Genomic DNA, 23,403 nt, shown 5'->3' with positions numbered 1-23,403 from the left:
ACTGGGTGAACCCTTCCGCCGCGACGCCATGAAAAAACCCGTCGCAGTCGCAGGCATCGACGCAAACGACATGACACCACAAGAGGCGTAACTGGGTGAAACCTCTACGCACAATACTCGGAGCTGCAACCAGCTCCGACAAGATCATCGCCCTCGCTGAGGGCGATGATCCAAGAGTCGTCGAAGGCGCCCTGAAGGCCCGCTCTGAAGGGGTCGCCCGGATTATCCTTATTGGTGAGCAGGCCAAGGTCAAAGCTGAACTGGCAAAGCAAGGCGGTTCGGATGTTGATGGGATCGAAATTCACGACCCCAACAGCTCTTCTCTGACCGAGTCCTTCGCCGCGGAACTGCACGAACTGCGCAAGCATAAGGGCATGACGCCCGAGCAGGCCCGAGAGCAGATCACGAAACGCCTGAACTATGCCGCGATGCTGGTTCACAAGGGGCTGGCCGATGGAACTGTCGGCGGCGCGGTAGAAACAACATCGGACACCGTCCGTGCAGCCTTGCAAATCATTGGCAAAGCACCTGATGCTGCTATGGTCTCGAGCTTCTTCCTGATGCTCTATTGCCGCGATCATCATTCGGTAAGGGGCGCTCATATCTTTGCGGATTGCGGTCTGGTTGTTGATCCGAACGAAGAAGAACTGGCGGCAATCGCCCGTGCCTCGGCAGCATCCTACCACGCATTGACGAATGAAACGCCACGCGTGGCGATGTTGTCATTCTCGACTACAGGCAGCGCCAAACATCCGAAAGTGTCAAAGGTCGTCGAGGCGACAGAGATTGCCAAGGCTGCGGACCCGGATCTGCTGATCGATGGTGAACTGCAGTTTGACGCAGCCTTTGTTCCGGAAGTAGCGGCCAAGAAAGCGGCAGCTTCTCCGTTGCAGGGCCAAGCAAATGTCTTTGTTTTTCCAAATCTCGACGCTGGCAACCTTGGCTACAAGATTGCGCAACGTATCGGCGGCGCCGAGGCGATCGGACCAGTCCTGCAAGGATTAGCGAAACCTGCAAATGACCTCTCGCGCGGTTGCTCGGCCGAAGATGTCCTGCACATGGTGGCGGTGACCGCAGTCCAGGCGCAAACCTCCCAAACCCGAAAGGATGTTTCCTAAACTCGGGCGAAGCAAAATAATGTTCCGATTTTTCCATCGGGTATGGAAAGATCGGTTCAATAGCCACAGGGACCCAAATGAACCAGCCAATCATCGACACATCGCCAAAGGTTTCAGACGAAATCCGGCGAACCACTTGCTACATGTGTGCCTGCCGCTGCGGCATCAATGTGCACATGAAAGACGGCAAGGTTGCCTATATCGAAGGCAACCGCGATCACCCTGTCAACAAGGGGGTGTTATGTGCCAAGGGCTCGGCTGGCATTATGCAGGTCAACGCTCCATCGCGGCTACGTGCACCGCTAAAGCGGGTGGGGCCGCGCGGTTCCGGCGAATTCGAAGAGATCAGCTGGAATGAGGCGCTTGAAATCGCGGTTGGTTGGCTGAAGCCAATCCGCGAGGACAACCCCGAGAAGCTGGCGTTTTTCACTGGCCGCGACCAGAGCCAAAGCTTCACCAGTTTCTGGGCGCAGAATTTCGGCACCTGCAACTACGCAGCCCATGGCGGGTTCTGTTCCGTGAACATGGCCGCCGGTGGCATATATACTATGGGAGGGGCGTTCTGGGAGTTCGGCCAGCCCGACTGGGACCACACCAAACTGTTCATGCTGTTCGGCGTGGCCGAAGATCACGACTCGAACCCGATCAAGATGGGCATCGGCAAGATCAAGGCGCGCGGCGCGCGGGTGATTGGTGTCAACCCGATCCGTTCGGGCTATAACGCCGTTGCGGACGACTGGGTTGGGATCACTCCGGGAACCGACGGCCTGTTCATCCTGTCGATGATCCACGTGCTGATGAAGGCGGGCAAAATCGATCTCGATTACCTTAGCCGCTACACCAACGCGCCGGTTCTGATTGACGCGTCCGAAGGACCGACCAAAGGCCTGTTCCTGCGGGATGAAGACGGTAAACCGCTGGTCATCGACCGCGCCACCGGCGAGTTGACGGCCTTTGACAAACCCGGTGTCCGCCCGGACCTGTCGGCCACCTATGAAAAGGATGGCGTCACCCACCGTCCGGTCTTCCACCTGATGGCCGAGCGCTATCTCAGCGACGAATACGCCCCCGAAAAGGTGGCCGAACAGTGCGGCATTCCCGCCACTCGCATCCGCGCCATCGCCGGTGAACTGGCCCGTGTTGCCTTTGACGAGGCGTTCGAACTGGATCACGAATGGACCGATTTCCGTGGTGAGAAACACACCAAGATGATCGGTCGCCCCGTCGCCATGCACTCGATGCGCGGCGTGTCGGCCCATGCCAACGGTTTCCAGACCTGCCGCGCGCTGCACGTGCTGCAGATCATCCTCGGCACGGTCGAGGTTCCGGGCGGCTTCCGCTTCAAACCGCCCTATCCCAAGCCGGTCGAGGCACACCCGACACCGCACTGCAAGGTGACGCCGAACTCGCCACTGGATGGCCCGCATCTCGGCTTTGTTCAGGGGCCAGAGCATCTGGCGCTGAAAGAAGACGGCAGCCCGGCGCGGATCGACAAGGCGTTCACCTGGGAAAATCCGATGTCCAGCCACGGGCTGATGCATATGGTGATCTCGAACGCGCATGCGGGCGATCCCTACAAGATCGACACATTGTTCATGTACATGGCCAACATGTCCTGGAACTCGACCATGAATACCAAAGGTGTCATGGAGATGCTGACGGACAAGGATGAGAACGGCGATTATGTGATCCCACACATCATCTATTCCGACGCTTACAGCTCGGAAATGGTGGCCTATGCCGACCTGATCCTGCCGGACACCACCTATCTGGAGCGCCACGACTGTATCTCGCTGCTTGACCGCCCGATCTGTGAGGCCGAGGCAGCAGCAGACGCCATCCGCTGGCCCGTGATAGAACCCGACCGAGACGTGCGCGGCTTCCAATCGGTGCTCATCGATCTGGCCAACCGGTTGGAATTGCCAGGCTTCACCAAAGAGGATGGCAGCGCCAAATGGGTCGATTATGCGGACTATATCGTCAATCACGAACGTAAGCCCGGCATCGGTCCCCTCGCCGGCTTCCGTGGTGAAAATGGCGACAAGGAAGGTCGTGGCGAGGTCAATCCAGACCAGCTGAACCGTTACATTGAGAACGGCGGCTTCTACGTAGCCCACATTCCCGAAGGTGCGGACTACTACAAACCGTGGAACACCGCCTATCAGGACTGGGCCGTTGGTATGGGCATCTATGACAGCCCGCAGCCTTACCTGTTCCAGCTGTATTCCGAGCCGATGCGCAAATTCCAGCTTGCCGCCGAAGGCCATGGTGAGCGTCAGCCGCCGGACCATCTGCGCGCGCGGATCAAGGAAACGCTGGACCCGATGCCGATCTGGTATGAAACCGACCAGCACGGCAACGAAGGCTTCACCGTTAACGCCCTGACACAGCGCCCGATGGCGATGTATCACAGCTGGGGCACTCAGAACGCGTGGCTGCGTCAATTACACGGTCGCAACCCACTCTATGTTCCGACAAAACTGATGCGCGAGCATGGGCTGCAGGATGGCGACTGGGCAAAAGTGACGTCTCCGCATGGTGAGATCACGGTTTCGGTCATGGAAATGGCGGCACTGAACGAAAACACCGTCTGGACCTGGAACGCCATCGGCAAGCGCAAAGGCGCGTGGGCATTGCAAGAGGACGCACCCGAGGCGACCAAGGGCTTCCTGCTGAACCACCTGATCCACGAGCTTCTGCCGCCTAAGGGTGACGGTTTGCGATGGGCCAACTCTGACCCGATCACCGGTCAGGCTGCGTGGTTCGACCTCAAAGTGAAAATCGAAAAAGCTGCGCCACCTTCGGATGCAGAAAGCCAACCCGAGTTCGATCCAATTAAATCGCCGGTTGGCACCGGCCCCAAAGACTTGGCGTGGAAGGTAGGCAAATGACCCAACTCCCCCAATCCACTGAACGCAAGATGGGTCTGGTCATCGATCTGGATACCTGCGTCGGCTGCCACGCCTGCGTGATTTCGTGCAAAGGCTGGAACACCGAAAATTACGGCGCACCCCTGTCAGATCAGGACGCTTATGGCGCCAACCCATCAGGGACCTTCCTGAACCGAGTACATTCCTACGAAGTGCAGCCCGAGCAGGGTCATGCCCAGCTCATCCACTTTCCCAAATCCTGCCTGCATTGCGAAGACGCGCCCTGTGTCACCGTTTGTCCCACAGGGGCCAGCTACAAGCGGGTCGAGGACGGTATCGTGCTGGTGAACGAAAGCGATTGCATCGGCTGCGGCCTGTGCGCGTGGTCCTGCCCTTACGGTGCACGTGAACTGGATCAGGCCGAAGGCGTGATGAAAAAGTGCACCCTCTGCGTTGACCGGATCTATAACGAAAACCTGCCCGAAGTAGATCGCGTCCCGTCATGCGTTCGCACCTGCCCCGCCGGAGCGCGACATTTTGGCGATCTTGGTGACCCGGACAGCGATGTCAGCAAACTGGTCGCAGACCGTGGAGGCATGGATCTTATGCCCGAAATGGGCACCAAGCCGGTCAACAAATACCTGCCGCCGCGCCCCAAGGATCAGGTCGAAGAACAAATCGACATCCTGGCACCGCTGCTGGCCCCGGTCGCTGAGGAGTCCAAAGGGTTCCTGGGCTGGCTGGACAAAGCGCTCGACAAAATTCCCGGAGGAGCGAACTGATGCATCCCGCACCTTCAGTCATCATCTTCACGACCTTTTCGGGTCTGGGCTTTGGGCTCTTGTTTTTCCTGGGCCTCGGCCAACCGTCGGTCACTGGCTTTGTCGCCTTCGTATTCTACGCCATCGCCTATGCGCTGGCGGTGGGCGGTCTTCTGGCGTCAACATTTCACCTGGGCCATCCGGAACGCGCATGGAAAGCCTTCAGCCAATGGAAATCCAGCTGGCTCAGCCGCGAGGGCGTCTGCGCAGTAGCCGCGCTTATCATTATGGGTCTCTATGCGCTTGGAGCAGTGTTCCTGCAAAGCCACTGGACATTGTTGGGTTGGGTCGGTGCGATACTCAGCCTTGCTACCGTCTTCACCACCTCAATGATCTACACCCAGCTCAAGACCATCCCACGCTGGAACATGAATCTTACACCAGCCATGTTTCTGTCCTTTAGCCTGGCGGGCGGTGCGCTGTTATCAGGGGCTGAAACACTTGCCCCCTGGCTGCTTGCAATAGCGGGCGCAATTCAGCTGGCATACTGGGCCAAGGGCGATCAGGCCTTGGCAAGCTCCGGCACCAATCTGGGCACAGCAACTGGTCTTGGGGATCGTGGCACCGTTCGGGCGTTCGAACCACCGCATACCGGAACCAACTATCTGCTGCGTGAATTCGTCCATGTCGTGGGCCGCAAACACGCTCAGAAGCTGCGTGTGATTTCATTCGTTCTTGCGTTTATCCTGCCCTTGCTGCTGATCCTGACACCGGTCGCGGGGGTCGCGATCAAGCATGTCTTTGCGCTGCTTGCCGTACTGTCACACCTGACCGGGGTTGTGGTCTCGCGTTGGCTGTTCTTTGCTCAGGCCGAACATGTGGTCGGGTTGTACTACGGAAAACGATAATCTGATTAAGAGCCTCGTTACCGAGGCTCTTTTTTTAATAACAATGTCACAAACCCGGTGGCCCGTCCGTCCTGTTTTTGTTCAAATCAAAACAGGAGAATTCGATGTCCCCTCGGATCAATCATTTTGCCGTCGCGCCTGAACTGCTGCAACCGATGCTCGACATGGAGGAGCGCCTGCGTGCCTCAGGGTTGGAGCATAGTCTGAATGAACTCGTCAAACTTAGGGTTTCACAGATCAATGGCTGCGCCTATTGCATTCACATGCACACGCACGACGCCCGAACCAATGGTGAGAGCGAAGATCGCCTGCACCTTCTGAACGCCTGGCATGAGTCTTCGCTTTATTCAGAACGTGAACGCGCCGCTCTTGCATGGGCCGAAGCCCTGACCCGCGTTGAAGCCAATCGGGCTCCGGACGATGTGTATGAGACGATGGCGAAGTATTTTTCGGAACACGAACAGGTCGCACTGACTTTGGTGGTCACCACCATCAATGCGTGGAATCGTCTGGCGATCGGATTTGCAGTTCCTCACCCCGACACCACTAAGGCCACAGCAGCGTGACACAGACGGGTCCACAGCCTAAAGAACAGGCCTTTGTCGATATGCAACCGCGACTTTTCGCGGTTGCATATCGCATGCTCGGATCGGTCAGCGACGCTGAGGACATCGTACAGGACGCCTATCTACGCTGGCAGAGTGTCGAGTTCGATCAGGTACGAGATAAAGCGGGTTACTTGATCCGGATCGTAACGCGCCTGTGTCTCGACCAACTGCGCGCAGCACGAACAGTACGTGAGACCTATCCCGGTGAGTGGTTGCCGGAACCTCTGATCACTGACGATTCGACAGAGCGGCTGGATCGCGATGTTTCGGTCGCGCTTTTGATGGCATTGGAACGTTTGTCACCGCTCGAACGCGCGGCCTTTCTTCTTCATGACGTTTTCGAACACTCTTATGAAGAGCTTTCAGAAACGCTCAAACGCAGTCAGAGCAGTTGTCGTCAACTCGTCAGCCGTGCGCGCAAACATGTCGAACAGGTCAAGCCACGGGTTCGGGTTGAACGTGAACACGGTGAGGAATTGGCCAAAGCGTTTTTCAGCGCTGCAAAAAGTGGTGATACAAAGCACCTGACTGCTCTTCTGGCGCGCGATGTTCAATTGCACTCGGACGGTGGTGGAAAGATCATTGCGACTCTGAACCCGATCTACGGACGGGACAAAGTCATCCGTTTCTTTGCCGGGCTGGCACGAAAGCCGTCAGCACCACGTTCATTCCGATGGGCATTTTGTTGGTTGAATGGTTTGCCCGCAATCATCAACCGCGAGCCCGGAGGCTCATTGCAGGCAACATCACTGAAGATCGAAGATGGAGAGATTGCGGAGATCTACATGGTCCGCAATCCGGACAAAACTCAGCATCTGGAAGATCTGCTGGATAAACAGGGCCTGCTTTAGCCAGTAGACCCTGACAGCTGAATCTACACCAGTCCGGCGTGCGCCATGGCCTTGTCGATGGCGGATTTTGTGCTGTCCTCAAGTGTGGTCAGCGGCGAACGAACCTCTTCACTGCAACGGTCCAGCTTGCTGAGGGCGTATTTGGCACCCACGAGACCGGGTTCGATGAAGATAGCCTCATGCAGAGGCATCAGACGATCCTGATACTCCAGCGCTTTCGCATAGTCGCCATTCAGCGTCGCCTGCTGGAACTCAGCGCAAAGCTTGGGCGCAACATTCGCTGTGACCGAGATACAACCCACACCCCCATGCGCATTGAAGCCCAGCGCCGTCGCGTCTTCGCCAGACAGCTGGCAGAAATCTGCGCCACAGCTGGCACGTTGCTGGCTGACACGCGCCAGATCACCGGTGGCATCCTTGACGCCGACAATGCGCGGCAACTGAGCCAACTCACCCATCGTGGCAGGTGTCATGTCGATGACCGAACGACCCGGAATATTGTAGATGATGATCGGAATATCTGCGCAGTCGTGCAGTGCACGGAAATGCGTGATCAGCCCCTTCTGGGTCGGCTTGTTATAGTAGGGGGTCACAACCAGAGCCGCCGCCGCACCAACCTTTTGAGCGAATCGCACAAAGCGGATTGCTTCGACGGTATTGTTGGAACCAGCACCTGCGATGACCGGCACGCGCCCTGCCGCCGCTTTCACAACCTCTTCGACCACGACCTCGTGTTCTTCGTGGCTCAGTGTGGGGCTTTCACCGGTAGTCCCAACAGGCACAAGTCCGGTCGAACCTTCCTGAATCTGCCATTCCACCAATTGTTTGAGCGTATCCAGGTCCAACTCGCCGTTGCGGAACGGGGTGACGAGAGCTGGCATCGAGCCTTTGAACATGGAGCGCTCCTTAGCGTGCAGTTTGCAGATTTTGCGTCCCGGCCTGTCACGATTTTGAGTTTGTGAGTTGATCCCGGTGGCGCAAGGTTTATCCTGCATGGCTGTATCCTTGGTTGGTTGGGAAATGCAAGGGATGACACGCATTCTGTCACTTATGATCGCCGTGATTCTGGCTTCGGTGTTGCAGGTTCAGGCTGCCCGCGCCGATGCGGCTGCGGATTTGCGCGCCGCGCTGTATCAAATGCGGAAAGGCGATTGGAACGAAGCACTGCGGGTGGCAGGTGCGCGTGGCTCTGTCTCGCGCGACATCATTGTCTGGCATTGGCTGCGCGAGGGTTTTGGCAGTTCGGGCGACGTGCTTGTGTTTCTTGACCGCCGTCCTGACTGGCCCGGTCTGGCGTGGCTTCGCCGCAAGAGCGAACCCTCCTTCACGGGTGCTGACCCGGATCGGGTCTTAAGGTTCTATTCGGACACGCCTCCGCAATCTGCCGAGGGCGCCCTGAACTATGCCGTAGCCCTGATGGCCAAGGGGCGTCAGGGTGATGCTGAGGCAGATATCGTGGCCGCATGGCGCACGATGCCCATGGGGTCGGGACTGCAAGGTGACTATCTGGAAAACTTCGGCAAGTTGCTGAAACCACATCACGAAGCGCGGTTGGATCGTCTGTTATGGGATGGTCATCTGGTCAGCGCCAAACGGATGCTGCCGCTTGTAAGTTCCGATCAACGCAAACTGGCCGAAGCGCGCATTGCGCTGCAGGAACGTGCGCCAGGTGTAGACAGCAAGATTTCGGCTATACCCAAATCGCTCACATCATCGCCGGGCTTGGCATTCGACCGTTTCGTTTGGCGGGATCGGAAAGAACTGGATGACAGCGCAATCGATCTGATGCTGGAACGCTCGACCAGCCCAAAGTCGTTGGGCGAACCGGATAAATGGGCCGAAGGGCGACGCCGGCTGGCCCGGCTGGAAATGCGCAACGGGGACGCAAACCGCGCTTATGTCATCGCCGCAAACCATCACATGACGCCTGAAATGGGCTATGGTTATGCCGATCTGGAGTGGCTGGCGGGATTCCTTGCCCTGCGCAAGTTGGATGATCCGGCGACAGCTGTGCGGCATTTCCAGAATTTCTCGGACGCTGTTGCATCACCGATCTCCAAAGGCCGTGGCGGGTACTGGCTGGGTCGCGCCTATGCCGCGCAAGGTAACGCCGAGAAAGCTTATGAGGCCTATGCGGTCGGTGCTGACTATCAGACCTCTTTCTACGGTCTGCTTGCGGCCGAGCAGATCGGTCGCCCATTCGACAGCGAATTGGCGAACCCGCGCCGCGCGCCCCATTGGAAACAAGCGGAGTTCACGAAATCCAGCGTGTTGGAAGCCGGGTTGCTACTGCATGCAGCCGGGGAGCCAAACCTGTCCGAACGATTTCTGACACATCTGGTCGAAGAACTTGATCAGGTTCAGGCCAATCAGCTTGGGGATCTCGCGCTTGAGCTGAAAGAGCCCCACCTCGCCGTCATGATCGCCAAACGCGCCGCTAAAACCGGTGTTGTCCTGCCTGCAGCCTATTATCCGGTGCATCCGGTGGCTGATATGGGCCTGCCAATGGCCAAAGAGATGACGCTGGCCATTGCCCGTCGTGAAAGCGAATTCGATCCGGTCGTCATCAGCGGGGCCGGCGCCCGTGGACTGATGCAGGTCATGCCAGCCACTGCGAAACTGGTCGCAAAGGACCTGGGTATCCTCAGCGGCCATCAGACCGGTCGACTGACCACTGACTGGCAGTACAACGCCAAACTGGGGGCAAACTATCTGGCTGGGTTGGCCGAGGATTTCAACGGCAACATTGTCATGATGGCTGCAGGTTATAATGCAGGACCAAGGCGACCCATCTCATGGATGGAGCGCTATGGCGATCCCCGCGCCGGAGAGATTGACGTGGTGGATTGGATCGAAACGATCCCCTTCAACGAGACCCGGAACTACGTGATGCGGGTCTCCGAAAGTCTGCCGGTTTATCGGGCGCGACTGGGTCAGCCTGCCTTGCCCGTTCCGTTCACAGAAGAACTGATCGGCTCAACCCTGTCGTCTTTCGCGCCATAGGGTGAACAACCCGGCTGCGACCACCAGTGCAGCGCCAATTACGACTGCAGGTCGCAGCGTTTCGCCAAAGATCGAGATGCCCAGAATGGCGCTCCAAACCAGATGGAAATAGGCAAAGGGCTGAACTGCGCTGGCCTCGGCCATCTCGTAGCATTTGATCAGCAACCAGTGACCCAACACACCACTGACGCAAAGCAACGCCATCCACAGCCAGTCCGGGCGGGCCATCGGTTCCCAGAACCACATGCCCACCGCGGTCATCGCGACCGCACCGACAATACCTGTCCAGAAAAAGCTGGTGGCTGAGCTGTCACGCCGGGCAACATATCGGGTCAACAGTCCATAAATTGCAAACATCAGGGCCGAAATCAGCGGTATGATTGCCCAGGGGTTGAACACCCCAACACCCGGTTCGAGGATGATAAGCACACCGATGCATCCTACCCCGATAGCCGCCCACCGGCGCCAACCGACCTTTTCGCCCAGTACCGGTCCGCTAAGCGCCGCAACCAACAGTGGGTAGCAAATGAAAACGGCCATACTGTCGATCAGACCAAGGACAGTGAAACCATAAACAGCAACACAGATTTCACCCGCCAGCAACACACCACGCAGAATCTGCAGACCCGGTTGGCTTGTCTGTGTGGCTGCCTTCAGACCACCCGGCGCACGCGCTGCAAGCGCTATAACAAAGGCAGCAAAGAACCAGTACCGGATCATCACGACCATATAGGTGTTGTAGGTGCCCGCCAGATGACGCGAGACGCCGTCCTGTAGTGCGAAGACGATAGTTGCCGCGATCATCAGAACAATACCTGCGCGGCTGTTGTTCTGCTGTGTCATGCTTTGACTGCCTGCGTCATGTGCCGCTTGCGGCCATATCCGGAACTTCGCGTAACGGCAAAGCCAGCCTCTTCAAGTCCCCTGCGGACAAAGCCAGCGGCGGTATAGGTCGCAGCCGTTCCGCCCGTCGCTGTGTGATCCGCAACCTGTTGCATCAGATCTGCTTCCCACAATTCGGGGTTCTTCGCGGGAGAGAAGCCATCAAGAAACCAGGCATCCGCGCTGCCCGTCCAGCAGGACAAAGTCTGGCGTGCATCGCCTTCGATGACCTCCAGATGAAGCGTATCCAGATCGCATGTTTTGCCATTCCAGGCTGCCAGGAATCTCTCGCTCCAAGGCGACAACTCGGGAAAAGCTTGCAGCGCGCGATCCATGTCTTCTACCGCCATTGGGAAAGCTTCAAAGCTGGTGAAAGACAAAGGAGTGGTTTGCCCCGATCTCTCCCACTCGGACCAGACCGTCAGCATATTGAGGCCAGTGCCAAATCCCAGCTCGGCAATCCGGAATCCGGGTGCAAAACGTGCTGGCAAATCATTACCCGCCAGAAAGACATGGCGTGTTTCCTCCAACCCGTTCTGAAGCGAGTAGTAAGGGTCGTCGAAACGGTCCGAGACGGGAATCTGGTCCTCCGTCCAAGTCAATTTGGCGCGCTGGTTTGCCATCGGGTATTCCTGTAGCTAAGCGACGCGACACTGAAGAAGGAAAAAGGGATTGGCAATGGTCGATGTGACGGTTCGCGGTGCAGGAATTTTCGGCCTGTCCATCGCCTGGACCTGCGCCCGTCGCGGCGCAAGGGTACAGATTGTTGACCCCTTCGGCCCCGGCGCAGGATCAAGCGGGGGACTGGTCGGTGCATTGGCGCCACATGTTCCTGAAAACTGGAATGCAAAAAAGGCGTTTCAGTTTGAAAGCCTGATCATGGCCGAACCATTCTGGAAGCAGGTCGAAGCGACCGGAGGTGTGTCGCCCGGCTACGCTCGTCTGGGCCGCATTCAACCGATCCCGGATCAGCGCAGTCTGGAACTTGCACAACAACGTCATGTCACGGCGCAAGAGCTTTGGCACGGTAAAGCGGAATGGCGTGTGGTCGAAGCGGCTGCGGAAGGTGCATGGTGCCCTCCAACCCCGACCGGTTACGTCATTCACGATACTCTGACGGCCCGCATGCATCCGCGCCGCGCATGTGCCGCTCTGGTCGCCGCTCTCGCGGTGATGGGAGTTGAAGTTGTGACAGAGGCGCAGGACAGGGGGCGCATCATTCACGCAACCGGAGTCGCCGGTCTGCAGGAGCTTAGCGAAGCCCTTGGTAAAACCGTTGGGAACGGCGTTAAAGGACAGGCGGCTTTGCTGCGGTTTGATGCGGGCGAGGTGCCTCAGCTATTTGCGGATGCGATCCATATCGTCCCCCACGCCGATGGAACACTGGCAATCGGCTCCACATCGGAACGCGAGTATAATGACCCTACTGGCACAGACGATGCATTGGATGACGTGATCGAGCGAGCGATGCGCGCAGTCCCGGTTTTGCACGGTGCAGAAGTCATAGAACGCTGGGCCGGTGTCAGACCGCGCAGCAAGAGCCGGGCACCAATGCTGGGTCAGCACCCTCTTTATTCGGGGCAATTCATTGCAAATGGTGGTTTCAAGATCGGGTTTGGCATGGCCCCGAAAGTAGCAGAGGTGATGTCAGATCTGGTTCTGGAGGACCGCGATACGATCCCCGAAGATTTCAGGCCCGACGCCTCACTCTGATCGCGGTACTGCCACCGCTTGCATGCACTGACGACCATCCGGGCCGCGTACCCAAAGGTCTTGCCCATTGCGACAGAACAGAGCGGTTTCAAAATGCATAAGCGGTGACGACGCTCTGAATGAAAACTCGGCCATGGGCCCAATAACTTCGGTCGCAAGCAGCATCAGATGTTGGGCCAATAGCGGTCCGTGAACCACCAGCCCGGTATACCCTTCGACATCGCGGGCGTAGTCCAAATCATAGTGGATACGGTGACCGTTGAACGTCAGTGCCGAATAACGAAACAACAATGTGGAATCGAAGCTGATTTTGCGGCTATCCGTTTCATCGACCCGGGCCGTGGGTGGGGTCGGCTTCGTTGCGTCAGGGACAGGATCTTCACGATAGACGAGGTCCTGCCACTCGGTCAGACGCAAAGTGCCTTCCTGCCGGATTTCATGCCTGAGCGTGACAAAACCCAGCGGGCCGGTTCTTCCGGTTTTAGAGCTTGCGCTATCCAGCATCGACCGACGCTCTGCCTCGACCCCCGCCATCAGGGGGGATTGGAACTGCAATCGCCCGCCGGCCCACATGCGGCGCGGCAATCCCATGTCCGGGATCAACCCGGTCCCACCAACCTTAGGGTGCCCATCCCTTCCCAATCCGGAAGGCGGTTGAGGGGACCAGAAGTAGAGCTGGTGGAAAAATGGCGGAAGCGGCGACCCATGTGTGATCGAAGCTGCCTGCCCCAGCGCCACCTGAAAGGCGGCAGCCCGGGCAGGATCCATTACATCGCTTTGCGTTTCGGTCAGTGTTTTGTTCGTCATACCGGCAGCTTAGGTCCCGTCGGATGGCGGAACAAGCGGCAAGGTATGGTCAGAACCCCACTTCGGCACGAAGCTTCTTCATCAGGGAGTGAAGCGATTTCTCATATCGCTCATTTGTCAGCTTGCCCAGTTCATCAAACTCATTCGAACTGTCGGCAATATGAATCTCCGGACCTTGCAGAATCCGGGGTTGGAACGGAACCATATAGGCACGCAGGATCATCTGGGCACGTTCACCACCTGCCCGGCCTGCGGCAGCGGACATGACGGCAACCGGCTTGTCCGCCCATGGCCGCCCATCCGTACGGCTCACCCAATCCAGCGCGTTCTTCAACACACCAGATGGGCCTTTGTTATATTCCGGGGTCGAGATGACCACAGCGTGGGCCTGCGCAATCTGATCAGCCAGCACCTGAACCTTTTCCGGGATCCCCTCGCCATCTTCCAGATCACCATCATACAAAGGCAAGTCCAGATCAGCCTCGATGTAGGTTCCGGGCTCAAACAGCCGTGCTGCTTCGCGCACAAGTTTGCGGTTGGTTGCGCTTTGGCGCAGCGAGCCGGACAGGGCCAGAAGGATTGGTTCAGACATTATGGGGAACTCCGTCAGTCAAATTTCCGGTAGTTTAGCCAAGTCATTACCGCACTGCAGCCCAATTGACGCGCAGTCACTGTGCAAAAAAGGGGCCTGGCAGGCCCCCTTTGATCATAGCGACTGCGTAGGGATTACGTGTTGCCGCTGGGCACAACTACGATTTCAACCCGACGGTTCTGAGCTTTGCCTTCTGCCGTCAGGTTCGAAGCGATCGGGTTATTCTCACCCTGCCCAACTGTCGTGATGCGGCTGTAGCTGACACCATTTGCCTGAAGAATGTCCGCCACCGCATTTGCGCGCCGTTCTGACAAACGCAGGTTATATGCGGCTTCACCATCGCTGTCGGTGTGGCCGATAATCTGGACGTTAGAGTTGGGGTAATTGACCAGATTCTGACCGACCCGGACCAAGTCCGACCGCAGCGCCGGGCGCACAGTTGAACTGTCCGTATCAAAAGTAATGTCATTTGGCACCGTCACAATCAGCCGGTCGCCCGCATTTACGATTGTGATGCCATCGTTGGCCAATTGCTGACGCAACTCAGCCGCCTGTCGGTCCAGTTGATTGCCGATCAGGCCACCACCGGCCGCCCCAACCGCAGCACCTGCCAGAGCACCCAAGCCAGGGTTTGAATCATTTGCAATGGCGCCAACGCCGGCACCGATAAGGCCGCCCAGCAGAGCACCCTGCTTTGCGTTCTGGTTCGGATCGTTCTGTACAGTCAGCGTACCCGGGTCGGTACATGCGCTCAAAACAAGAGCCGAACACAGCCCTGCCGACAGAACAAACTTGGAAATCGTCATGGAATCACCTTCTGCTCCACTACCCGTTAGCCGGGTTTGCCTCTTTGGCGCAGTATAGCATGGCAGTCATAAGCGGGCTCAAGCAACAATGCAGTGAGATCGGCAAATACCTGCCGTCTACTCTGCGGCAGCATAGGTCTCCCATTGGTTCTGCTCCTGCCAGATGGCACGCAGATGCTGTCCCTGGCCGCAAAAGTGATCGTCGATAAGGTCGCAGGACCAGATCCGGTCGGTGCGAAAATGGCGAAATCCATTCCTCATCTCGCACCAAGCAGCCAGCATGGTGCATTCGATATGGTAGATCAGCGCGACAGGTCGCACGATCCTCTCTGTGCGCTCATCCTTGGCATTTACATAGGTGATGCGAATCTTCTGCTCGGCCCGGATGGCTTCGCGATAGTTCACTACAGGCACGCATCCCTTTTCCGGATCATCAAGCGGCGCCCCCCAAGGCGCAACCTGTAGCCAGTCGGCCGGATCACGCAGCGCTTCGATCTTGCGACACACGCGGTCTGCTGCCTGTTGCAGCGTACTGTCACCCGTTCGGGCCAGCATCGACAAGCCCACCCAAAGCGCCTCGACCTCTTCCGCGTCGAAATTCAGTGGCGGCAGATCATAGCCTCGCCGCATCAAGTATCCCACACCAGCTTCGCCTTCTATCGGCGTACGCTGGGATTGCAGGGCAGCAATATCGCGATAGACCGTGCGCACCGACACTTCGAGCTTGTCCGCCAAGGCCTCAGCCGTCACCGGCGCATCAGCTGCGCGCAGAATCTGAATGATCTCGAACAAACGGGTCGAACGGCGCATGTCTCACTCCTAGCGGTCTGCTGACACTTTAGCACACCCCCCTGACAAGGTGGTGTCAGGAGTGATGGGCGAAGCTTGGTCAAACACAAGAAAGGAGATTGGATATGCCAAGCCGGGACAATCACGTCATGATGACCTTGCAACTGGGCCGCTGGGCGCAGGATCATACACTGCGCGCCTATGAGATTGAGCGCGAGATTATGGCTGATCGGCAGCCACGGTTCGCAAGCCCCAAAAGACGCACCAAACGATTCTCGCTGGGAAATCTGAAAATGTTGTGGAGCAGCACAGCCTAGCGACGCTTAGAAATCTGCTGCTGCCCTGAACTTCATCGACATGCCATCTTCGGGATGCTTCAATCGCAGTTCTTCGGAATGCAGCATTAGCCGTTCGAAATCCCGAGCCGGGCCATCAGCATAGAATGGGTCCCCCAGTATCGGATGCCCAAGCGCCTGCATATGAACGCGTAACTGATGTGATCTACCCGTTTTGGGAAACAGGCGAATACGCGTGGTATTGCCCTCATGCTTTACCACGCGCCAGTCGGTCACCGCGGGCTTTCCGGTTTCGTGACACACCATCTGCAAAGGACGATTTGGCCAGTCGACGATCAGCGGCAAATCAACCGTTCCTGTCTTGGGCTCGACACTGCCCCAGACCCGCGCGACATAGGTCTTGCGGGTCTGACGTTTTTCAAACTGTAGGCTCAGATGGCGTTGCGCATGGGGTGATTGCGCAAAAACCATTACGCCAGATGTATCCCGATCCAAACGATGCACCAGCAACGCCTGAGGAAACGCAGCCTGAACGCGGATTAGCAGGCAATCGGCCAGATGCTCTCCCCGCCCCGGCACAGACAACAGGCCAGAGGGTTTGTTCACCACGATCAACTGCGCATCTTCATGCAGCACGTCCAATGGGGTTGTCGGGGGATTATAGGTCTCGCTCATGCGCGCCTGCCTATCGCAGCGCGCAACCTCTCGCAACGTCGTCCTTGCCCAGACCCCTAGCTTAGGCAAATCTGACCCCAACGGAGAGGAGAAATCATGCACCCGACTATTGAGCGAATGCAGGAGGTTGTCGCCAAAGGAGACGAAAACCTGATCCACGAGCTGCTGGCCGAAGATGTACGTTTTATGCCGCCAACCTACTATAAAACATGGACCGGTCGTGCGCCGGTGGCAGCTGTGCTCGGCCATGTGGGAAAGGTATTCTCGGACTTTCGCTATCGCCGGATCATGGGGCAGGGCAACGATTGGGCGCTGGAGTTTCAGTGCAGGGTCGGAGAGCTGGATGCCATTGGCGTCGATCTGATCACACTCAACGAGGATGGACTGATCCAGGAGTTCGAGGTGGTGATGCGCCCCTACAAAACCATCGGCACGTTGCGGGATGCTATGAATGCCCGGGTTATGACCGATGCCCGTTTCCTTGAATATCGCGAAGCTTTGTCCTGACAATGCCCAGCCCTATCGCCGCTGATCAGATCCTACGTGTTCCCTTGTTGCCGCTGTTGGCAGCGCAGGGCCTGTCCGTTCGGCGCAATGCGCAATTGCTCCCGGAACCAACAGGCCCACGCGAAGGGCGCGAAGGGCGAGGGCCACGGCTGCGATTGCTGATCGCCGGGGACAGCTCTGCCGCCGGTGTCGGTGCCGGAACCCAAAAGCAGGCTTTGTCCGGACAACTGGTGCGGCAACTGGGCAAACACTACACGGTCGAGTGGCGGCTGGAGGCTACCACCGGCCATACCACCCGTGACACCATTGAACGGCTGCAAAACATCGAAGGTCGTTACGATGTCGCTGTAACCGCGCTGGGTGTGAATGATGTCACCCGTGCGGTGACCAAAGCACAGTTCATGCACAGGCAAACCCGGTTGCTGAAGCTGCTCACGGAAACCCTGGGAACCCGTCTCATAGTGCTTACCGGCGTTCCTCAGATGCACCGGTTTCCAGCCTTGCCGCAACCATTGGCCTGGGTACTGGGCAGGCAGGCAGGTCGCCTTGATCACGGGTTGCAGCAGGTTGCGGCGTCTTTTACGCAAGCCCGTCACCTTTCGCTGGATTTACCCGCTGACCCGGCACTGGCCGCACCAGATGGCTATCATCCAAGCCCCAAGGCCTATGCGATCTGGGCTGAGGAAGCGGCGCAGATCATCCGTGATCAGGGCTGAGCCCGCATCTGCCGCACCATCGGAATAGAGTAGATTACCAGTGCAGCCCAAATCATGGGAAACGCAATCATGCGGCCCCGGTCAATGTGTTCTCCGAACAGTGTGATCGCGGTAATGAAGATCATGGTTGGTGCAATGTATTGCAGGATGCCCATTGTCGACAGGCGCACCAGCTTGGCCCCATTCGCATAGATCAACAACGGGACTGCAGTCACCACACCCGCACCGGCCAGCAAAAGTGTATCAGTCGTTGCGGCGCCGAAATGCCCGGTGCCTTGCGCACCCAACCATGTGACATAGGCGAGCGCCGGGATCAGCAGGATCAGCACTTCAAGCAGAAAACCCTGATTGGGACCGATCGGAAGCGACCTCTTGAAGAAAGCGTAGAAACCCCAACTGACCATAAGACCCAATGCGGCCCAAGGGAATTTTCCTGCCTCAAGCACCAGAACAAGGACGCCCAGCGCAGCCAGTGCGACGGCTGCCAATTGCGTTCTGTTCAGCGGCTCTCGCAGAAGGATCGCGCCCAGTGCGATGCTGAACAGAGGGTTGATGTAGTAGCCCAGCGCTGCATCCAACGCATTGCCGCTGGCGATGGCCCAAACATAAATCGCCCAGTTGACCGAGATCAGGGCTGCAGTCAGACAGGCCATTCCAAGCATTTTCGGATTGCGCAAAGCCGCCTTCAGATCACGGGTACGTCCCAGCGCAATCAGCAATAGCCCCGCGATGGGGATCGACCAGATGATCCGGTGCGCCACGACCTCGACCGGAGAGATGTGCGCCATCGCCTTCATATAGAGCGGAAGAAACCCCCAAAGAAGGTAGGCCGTAATGGCCAGCGCCAAACCCTTAGGGGTGTCGACATTCTCTGGTTTCACAGGTTCAGTCATGGTTTGTCTCCGCATGATACCGTTTGTCTTTACGGCACGTCGAGCGGGTAAGGGAACTGCAAAAACTGTGAGGTGGGGTATCAAGAAAATTGATAAGTTGCAGTCAACGGCGATCTGTGAATCACAAACGAAAAACGGGGCGCATGAAGCGCCCCGCTCAACTACTCACCGTGAGGGATCAGACCTTCACGCGTTCGGATTTTGGATCGTACATCGGCTTTAGCGAAGCCTCGGCTTTCACTTTCACACCGCAAACGTCGATCTCATATGTCGACGCCAGCACGTCGGCCGCTTTTTCGCCTTCGCAAGGCACATAACCCAGACCGATGGCGCCGCCCAGCGTATGACCATAATTGCCCGAGCTGAGATAGCCGACGTATTCACCGTCACGGATGATCGGTTCATTGTGGAACAGCAATGGTTCGGCTTCGGTCAGCTTGAACTGGACCAGACGGTTTTTCGGGCCGCTTTCCTTGCGCGCGATCACTGCCTCTCGGCCGATGAAGTCGCTGCCCTTGTCCACCTTGACCGCAAAACCAAGGCCCGCATCAACAACGTGATCTTCGCAGGTGATGTCGTGGCCAAAGTGGCGGAAGCCCTTTTCGATCCGAGCGCTGTCCATCATGTGCATGCCGCACAGCTTCAGGCCCATGTCCTGCCCCGCTTCGTGCAGGGTTTCGAAAACGTGACCAGCCATGTCGGAGGAGACATAAATTTCCCAACCAAGCTCACCAACGTAGGTAACACGGTGTGCGCGCGCCAGGCCCAAACCGATCTCGATTTCCTGTGCAGTGCCAAAGGGATTAGTCGCGTTGGTGAAATCGTTCGGTGAAACCTTCTCGAGCAGAGTACGCGCGTTGGGGCCCATCACCGCCAGAACGCCTTCACCCGCTGTCACATCAGTGATGACCACGTTGAAGTTGCCCGCGTGACGCTGCATCCAGGTCTGATCTGCCAGACGAGTCGCTGCTGGGGTAACCACCAAGTAGGACGTTTCAGTCAGACGCGTTACAGTAACGTCAGCTTCGATCCCACCGGTCCGGTTGAGGAACTGGGTGTAAACGATCTTGCCGTTCGGCACCGAGTAGTCGCCGCCGCCCACGTAGTTCATGAATGCTTCGGCATCCGGGCCTTCGACCCGGATCTTACCGAACGAAGACATGTCGTACATGCCAACGTTTTCGCGAACGGCTTTATGTTCAGCGGCCGAGTTCTCGAACCAGTTCTGACGCTTCCAGCTGTACTGGTACTCCCGCTCCTGCCCTTCATTCGCAAACCAGTTGGCACGTTCCCAACCTGCAAGCTCACCAAATACAGCACCCTGTTCTTTCAGGTGATGATGGAACGGAGTACGGCGCACACCACGTGCCGTGGCCTTTTGGCGATAGGGATAGTGATCGGCATAAAGCAGGCCCAGCGTTTCTTTCGAACGCTCAAACAGGTATTGCTTGTTGCCCTGGAACGGTTGCATCCGGCTGATGTCTACATCGCCCAGATCAAAGGGTTTCTCTCCGGTATCCATCCACTCGGCCAGTGCCATACCCGCACCACCGGCAGATTGAATACCGATCGAGTTGAAGCCTGCCGCGATCCAGACATTGTCCATCTCAGGTGCCAGACCCAAGTGATACGCATCATCCGGCGTGAAGGATTCAGGACCGTTGAAGAAGGTATGAATGCCCGCTTCGGCCAGCATCGGCATCCGGTTACAGGCCGCTTCGAGGATCGGTTCAAAGTGATCGAAGTCTTCGGGCAACTGGTCGAACTCGAACGTATCCGGGATACCGTCCATGGCCCAAGGCTTGGCGTTGGGCTCGAATGCGCCCAGCAGAATTTTCCCGGCATCTTCCTTGTAATAAGCGCATTCGTCTGGAACCCGCAGAACCGGCAATTGGGACAGTCCGTCGATGTTTTCGGTCACGATGTAGAAATGCTCGCATGCGTGTAGCGGTACGTTAACACCAGCCATGCGACCAACTTCATGCCCCCACATGCCGGCACAGTTCACAACCATATCGCATTCGATGTGGCCCGAGGCACTGCCGTCATCGGCAACCCAGTCAACGCCGGTTACTTTGCGCCCATCTTTGACGATATCGGTGAACTTCACGCGCTCCTTGACGATACCGCCACGCTGACGCGCACCTTTGGCTAGAGCCAGCGCAATATTGGCCGGGTCGCCCTGACCGTCGAGCGGCAGATGAACAGCGCCCTTGACCCCTTCGAGGTTCAGATGGGGATACAGTTCCTGCACACGCTCGTTGGAAATCTCTTCAACTTCGACACCAAAGGCGCGAGCCATAGCTGCCTGACGGTAAATCTCTTCCTTGCGCTCTTCGGTCAGTGCCACAGTGATTGAGCCGTTGCGCTTGAAGCCGGTTGCGACGCCGGTCTCTTCTTCAAGCGAGCCGTAAAGCTCCTGGCTATACTTTGCCAGCTTGGTCATGTTCGCTGTTGCCCGCAGCTGCGCGATCAGACCCGCCGCGTGCCAGGTCGTACCGGACGTCAGCTGCTTGCGTTCCAACAGGACAACATCAGTCCAGCCCTTTTTCGTCAGGTGATAAGCAACAGAACATCCGATCACACCGCCGCCAACAATGACCACACGGGCTTTGGTAGGAAGATCAACCATGGTGAAGACTCCGAATTTTAGCTGAATTCTGACTGACACGAATTGCCGACAGAAAACCCATCAAAAACGTCAGAGCATCCGTAATAATCACCGATGTGAGGCTTGCCGCTTTTCTCGCCGTAGAACAAATGGCGTAATGCCAAAGTAACTCTTGTAGACGGAAGAGAATCCGTTGGGAAAGCCGCATGCAAGTCCGATCTCGCGAACACTCATGGTCGTGTTCAGAAGCAGGTTGTTGGCCTTGGCCAGACGCATTTCACGATAGAACCCGTTGGGAGTTGTCCCGAAAAACGACTTGAACTTACGCTCAAGTGACCTGTTTGAAAGATGCAGTTCCTCAACGATCCGATTAATCGGCAAAGGCTCTTCAATGTTTGCCTGCATAAGCTTGATGCACTGATCCAGCTTGGCGTCCCCGGTTGCAGTGTTTTTGGCACCCGAAAAGGGCTGCATTGACGAAAAGTCGCGAATATTCTCATGCAACATAATATCGGCAACCGTCATCTTGGCCGGTCCGGAAATGTGACGCCCGATCACGGCCAAAGCAATGTCCGTCGTGGCCTCCATCCCTGCACAGGTGACGACCCCACCCTGTTCGGTTGCGATTGACAGCTTGGCTTCAAACTGAGCACCGCGTTCGCGCAGGAATGATGCGTTTTCCCAATGGGTTGCCAGATCAGCTGTCCCTTGCTCTTTGATGTAGCGACTGGCCGCCTCGGCCAGCAGAAACACCTGCGCGCCACGATAGGTATAATCCGATACAATTCGCCCAAGCGACAGATCCGGCTGATCCGGATCAGAATTGCCAATCACGAACAGATAATCCGCATCCGGCTGTGCAGATACGCCTTTGGTCGAAATCATCGCAGCACTGCTGCTTTCAATCGGCCCGCCCCTGATCGAACGATAGGTATAGGTAAAAGGTGGATGTGGGCAAACGCGGTTAGCAAGACGTATGACCTCGACCAAAGAAGCCAATTCCAGCAGCACATATCCCGGCGCCACCAGAATATCGAAGTGTTTCTGCTTCGTCTTGTTTGGCGATTCATCCGGCCTTTTATTGGCAGCCATCATCCTCTCCTCAAACGATTCGATGCCCGGCATTGCGCAGGTTTTGGGCTAGTGTTTCGATGTGGTCTGGGCCAACTTCGCAGCATCCACCCACAATCGTTGCGCCTTGGGCAATCCACGTCATCGCGTGTTCTGCATAGGCTTCCGGTCCGAGATCTTTGCGTTGCTCAAGCGCATCGACAGTCGGCGCGTCCTTCAGAAACCCCTCGGAGATACGCGTGAACCCATTTGCATAAGCACCAAACGGGCGACCCGCTTCCGATACTATATCCAGCGCGGCCGGAATCGCCTCGGGTCGGGAGCAGTTGATCAAAACGGCCTCGACATCAAAACGCTCAATCACCGGCATGATATCAGCTAGCGCCTCACCTGAACGCAGGTGGGTGCCGTCTTCATCCATAACGGTCAACGCCAGCCAGACAGGCTTGCCACAGCCCTGAGTTCCTCGCAGCGCACCTTCCGCCTCTTGCAATGACGACACGGTTTCGATGAGAAACAGATCGACACGATCCGCCATCTTACGAACGATTTCCGAGTACTTTTCTGCGGCTTCGTCCGGGTCCGGTTTCAGATCCGGGCGATATGAGGCAAGCAACGGACCGAGTGATCCGGCGATGCGGCCTTCAGCCCCTTCACGCGCCTTTTCGGCTTGCGAAACTGCCGTGTCGATCAGAGAATCCATCTGATCTTCCATTCCAACGCGTACGAGGCGGGACCGATGCACTGCATAGGTGTTGGTCGTGGCTATGGTCGCACCCCGCCGGAAGTATTCAGCATGAACATCACCGACCAAATCGGGGTAATCAATCATGACACGCGTCGACCAAAGCGGTGTCGCTCTGTCACCGCTGCGCTTTACCAGCTCCTGACCGATCGAACCGTCGAGCAGAGTTATGTCAGCCATG

The 23,403-nt window shown here is 57.3% G+C and carries 23 protein-coding genes; 11 read left to right on the top strand and 12 right to left on the bottom strand.

Annotated elements, in window-relative coordinates:
• The first annotated feature begins 95 nt into the window (after positions 1-95).
• The 6 genes from pta (at position 96) to ACR0IO_RS20005 (ending at position 7,116) form a co-directional block, all read left to right on the top strand.
• Complete coding sequence (pta, locus tag ACR0IO_RS20030) at positions 96-1,118, top strand: phosphate acetyltransferase (protein ID WP_480744050.1); 1,023 nt, start codon at positions 96-98, stop codon at positions 1,116-1,118.
• 77 nt (positions 1,119-1,195) lie between these two features.
• Positions 1,196-4,009 (top strand): molybdopterin oxidoreductase family protein, encoded by a 2,814-nt coding sequence (locus tag ACR0IO_RS20025; protein WP_480744048.1) that lies wholly within the window; start codon positions 1,196-1,198, stop codon positions 4,007-4,009.
• Positions 4,006-4,770 (top strand): 4Fe-4S dicluster domain-containing protein, encoded by a 765-nt coding sequence (locus ACR0IO_RS20020; protein WP_170336767.1) that lies wholly within the window; start codon positions 4,006-4,008, stop codon positions 4,768-4,770. The genes ACR0IO_RS20025 and ACR0IO_RS20020 overlap by 4 nt, the downstream gene beginning before the upstream one ends.
• Positions 4,770-5,657, top strand: a complete 888-nt coding sequence (locus ACR0IO_RS20015) for a dimethyl sulfoxide reductase anchor subunit family protein (protein WP_480744046.1) — start codon at positions 4,770-4,772, stop codon at positions 5,655-5,657. Before ACR0IO_RS20020 ends, ACR0IO_RS20015 begins: the two co-directional genes overlap by 1 nt.
• A 104-nt stretch (positions 5,658-5,761) precedes the next feature.
• Positions 5,762-6,223 (top strand): carboxymuconolactone decarboxylase family protein, encoded by a 462-nt coding sequence (locus ACR0IO_RS20010; RefSeq protein WP_480744044.1) that lies wholly within the window; start codon positions 5,762-5,764, stop codon positions 6,221-6,223.
• On the top strand, positions 6,220-7,116 hold the full coding sequence (locus ACR0IO_RS20005; protein ID WP_480744042.1) for a sigma-70 family RNA polymerase sigma factor: 897 nt from the start codon (positions 6,220-6,222) through the stop codon (positions 7,114-7,116). Before ACR0IO_RS20010 ends, ACR0IO_RS20005 begins: the two co-directional genes overlap by 4 nt.
• 23 nt (positions 7,117-7,139) lie before the next feature.
• Here the strand turns inward: ACR0IO_RS20005 and dapA are convergent, their stop codons facing one another.
• Complete coding sequence (gene dapA / locus ACR0IO_RS20000) at positions 7,140-8,012, bottom strand: 4-hydroxy-tetrahydrodipicolinate synthase (protein WP_480744038.1); 873 nt, start codon at positions 8,010-8,012, stop codon at positions 7,140-7,142.
• 133 nt (positions 8,013-8,145) lie between these two features.
• Here dapA and ACR0IO_RS19995 point away from each other — a divergent pair, with 133 nt between their 5' ends.
• Positions 8,146-10,119: a lytic transglycosylase domain-containing protein gene (locus tag ACR0IO_RS19995; RefSeq protein ID WP_480744036.1), complete on the top strand. Its 1,974-nt coding sequence runs from the start codon at positions 8,146-8,148 to the stop codon at positions 10,117-10,119.
• Here the strand turns inward: ACR0IO_RS19995 and ACR0IO_RS19990 are convergent.
• Entirely contained in the window at positions 10,093-10,962 is an 870-nt protein-coding gene (locus tag ACR0IO_RS19990; protein ID WP_480744034.1) for a DMT family transporter, read from the bottom strand. The genes ACR0IO_RS19995 and ACR0IO_RS19990 overlap by 27 nt on opposite strands.
• Positions 10,959-11,624 carry a tRNA (5-methylaminomethyl-2-thiouridine)(34)-methyltransferase MnmC2 gene (gene mnmC2 / locus ACR0IO_RS19985; RefSeq protein WP_480744030.1) on the bottom strand — a complete coding sequence of 222 codons (666 nt, stop codon included), beginning with the start codon at positions 11,622-11,624 and terminating at the stop codon, positions 10,959-10,961. The genes ACR0IO_RS19990 and mnmC2 overlap by 4 nt, the downstream gene beginning before the upstream one ends.
• Before the next feature lie 55 nt (positions 11,625-11,679).
• Here mnmC2 and ACR0IO_RS19980 point away from each other — a divergent pair, with 55 nt between their 5' ends.
• A complete protein-coding gene (locus ACR0IO_RS19980) occupies positions 11,680-12,714 on the top strand; it encodes an NAD(P)/FAD-dependent oxidoreductase (RefSeq protein ID WP_480744054.1) in 1,035 nt (344 codons plus the stop codon).
• Here ACR0IO_RS19980 and ACR0IO_RS19975 read toward each other — a convergent pair.
• The 4 genes from ACR0IO_RS19975 to ACR0IO_RS19960 form a co-directional block, all read right to left on the bottom strand.
• Positions 12,706-13,521, bottom strand: coding sequence for an HTD2 family dehydratase (locus ACR0IO_RS19975; RefSeq protein ID WP_480744028.1), 816 nt, complete (start codon positions 13,519-13,521; stop codon positions 12,706-12,708). The genes ACR0IO_RS19980 and ACR0IO_RS19975 overlap by 9 nt on opposite strands.
• Positions 13,522-13,570: 49 nt before the next feature.
• Entirely contained in the window at positions 13,571-14,113 is a 543-nt protein-coding gene (locus tag ACR0IO_RS19970) for an NADPH-dependent FMN reductase (protein WP_480744026.1), read from the bottom strand.
• Between the two features lie 134 nt (positions 14,114-14,247).
• Positions 14,248-14,919 (bottom strand): YiaD family glycine zipper/OmpA-like lipoprotein, encoded by a 672-nt coding sequence (locus ACR0IO_RS19965; RefSeq protein WP_480744024.1) that lies wholly within the window; start codon positions 14,917-14,919, stop codon positions 14,248-14,250.
• 117 nt (positions 14,920-15,036) lie between these two features.
• Positions 15,037-15,729 (bottom strand): helix-turn-helix transcriptional regulator, encoded by a 693-nt coding sequence (locus ACR0IO_RS19960; RefSeq protein ID WP_170336783.1) that lies wholly within the window; start codon positions 15,727-15,729, stop codon positions 15,037-15,039.
• 104 nt (positions 15,730-15,833) lie between these two features.
• Between ACR0IO_RS19960 and ACR0IO_RS19955 the strand changes: the two genes are divergently transcribed.
• On the top strand, positions 15,834-16,025 hold the full coding sequence (locus ACR0IO_RS19955; RefSeq protein WP_480744022.1) for a hypothetical protein: 192 nt from the start codon (positions 15,834-15,836) through the stop codon (positions 16,023-16,025).
• Between the two features lie 6 nt (positions 16,026-16,031).
• Here ACR0IO_RS19955 and ACR0IO_RS19950 read toward each other — a convergent pair whose 3' ends face one another.
• The gene (locus tag ACR0IO_RS19950) at positions 16,032-16,679 is read right to left on the bottom strand and encodes an RluA family pseudouridine synthase (RefSeq protein ID WP_480744020.1); all 648 of its coding nucleotides are present in this window, start codon (positions 16,677-16,679) and stop codon (positions 16,032-16,034) included.
• 96 nt (positions 16,680-16,775) lie between these two features.
• On the opposite strand from ACR0IO_RS19950, the gene ACR0IO_RS19945 reads away from it, so the two are divergent.
• Positions 16,776-17,186, top strand: coding sequence for a nuclear transport factor 2 family protein (locus tag ACR0IO_RS19945; RefSeq protein ID WP_480744017.1), 411 nt, complete (start codon positions 16,776-16,778; stop codon positions 17,184-17,186).
• Between the two features lie 2 nt (positions 17,187-17,188).
• Entirely contained in the window at positions 17,189-17,902 is a 714-nt protein-coding gene (locus tag ACR0IO_RS19940) for an SGNH/GDSL hydrolase family protein (RefSeq protein WP_480744015.1), read from the top strand.
• Here the strand turns inward: ACR0IO_RS19940 and rarD are convergent.
• From rarD to ACR0IO_RS19920, 4 genes are all read right to left on the bottom strand, one after another.
• Positions 17,893-18,795, bottom strand: coding sequence for an EamA family transporter RarD (rarD, locus tag ACR0IO_RS19935; RefSeq protein ID WP_480744013.1), 903 nt, complete (start codon positions 18,793-18,795; stop codon positions 17,893-17,895). The two genes, ACR0IO_RS19940 and rarD, sit on opposite strands and share 10 nt — an antisense overlap.
• Positions 18,796-18,973: 178 nt before the next feature.
• Positions 18,974-21,427 carry a GcvT family protein gene (locus ACR0IO_RS19930; RefSeq protein ID WP_480744010.1) on the bottom strand — a complete coding sequence of 818 codons (2,454 nt, stop codon included), beginning with the start codon at positions 21,425-21,427 and terminating at the stop codon, positions 18,974-18,976.
• 87 nt (positions 21,428-21,514) lie between these two features.
• Complete coding sequence (locus ACR0IO_RS19925; RefSeq protein WP_480744008.1) at positions 21,515-22,498, bottom strand: GlxA family transcriptional regulator; 984 nt, start codon at positions 22,496-22,498, stop codon at positions 21,515-21,517.
• A 10-nt stretch (positions 22,499-22,508) separates the two neighbouring features.
• Positions 22,509-23,402 carry a homocysteine S-methyltransferase family protein gene (locus ACR0IO_RS19920; RefSeq protein ID WP_480744006.1) on the bottom strand — a complete coding sequence of 298 codons (894 nt, stop codon included), beginning with the start codon at positions 23,400-23,402 and terminating at the stop codon, positions 22,509-22,511.
• Position 23,403: the final 1 nt, after the last annotated feature.

It is taken from the genome of Ruegeria sp. CE12 (assembly GCF_056537525.1).
The sequence above is the reverse complement of the archived record's forward strand: the minus strand, read 5'-3'. Positions and strand labels throughout refer to the sequence as shown.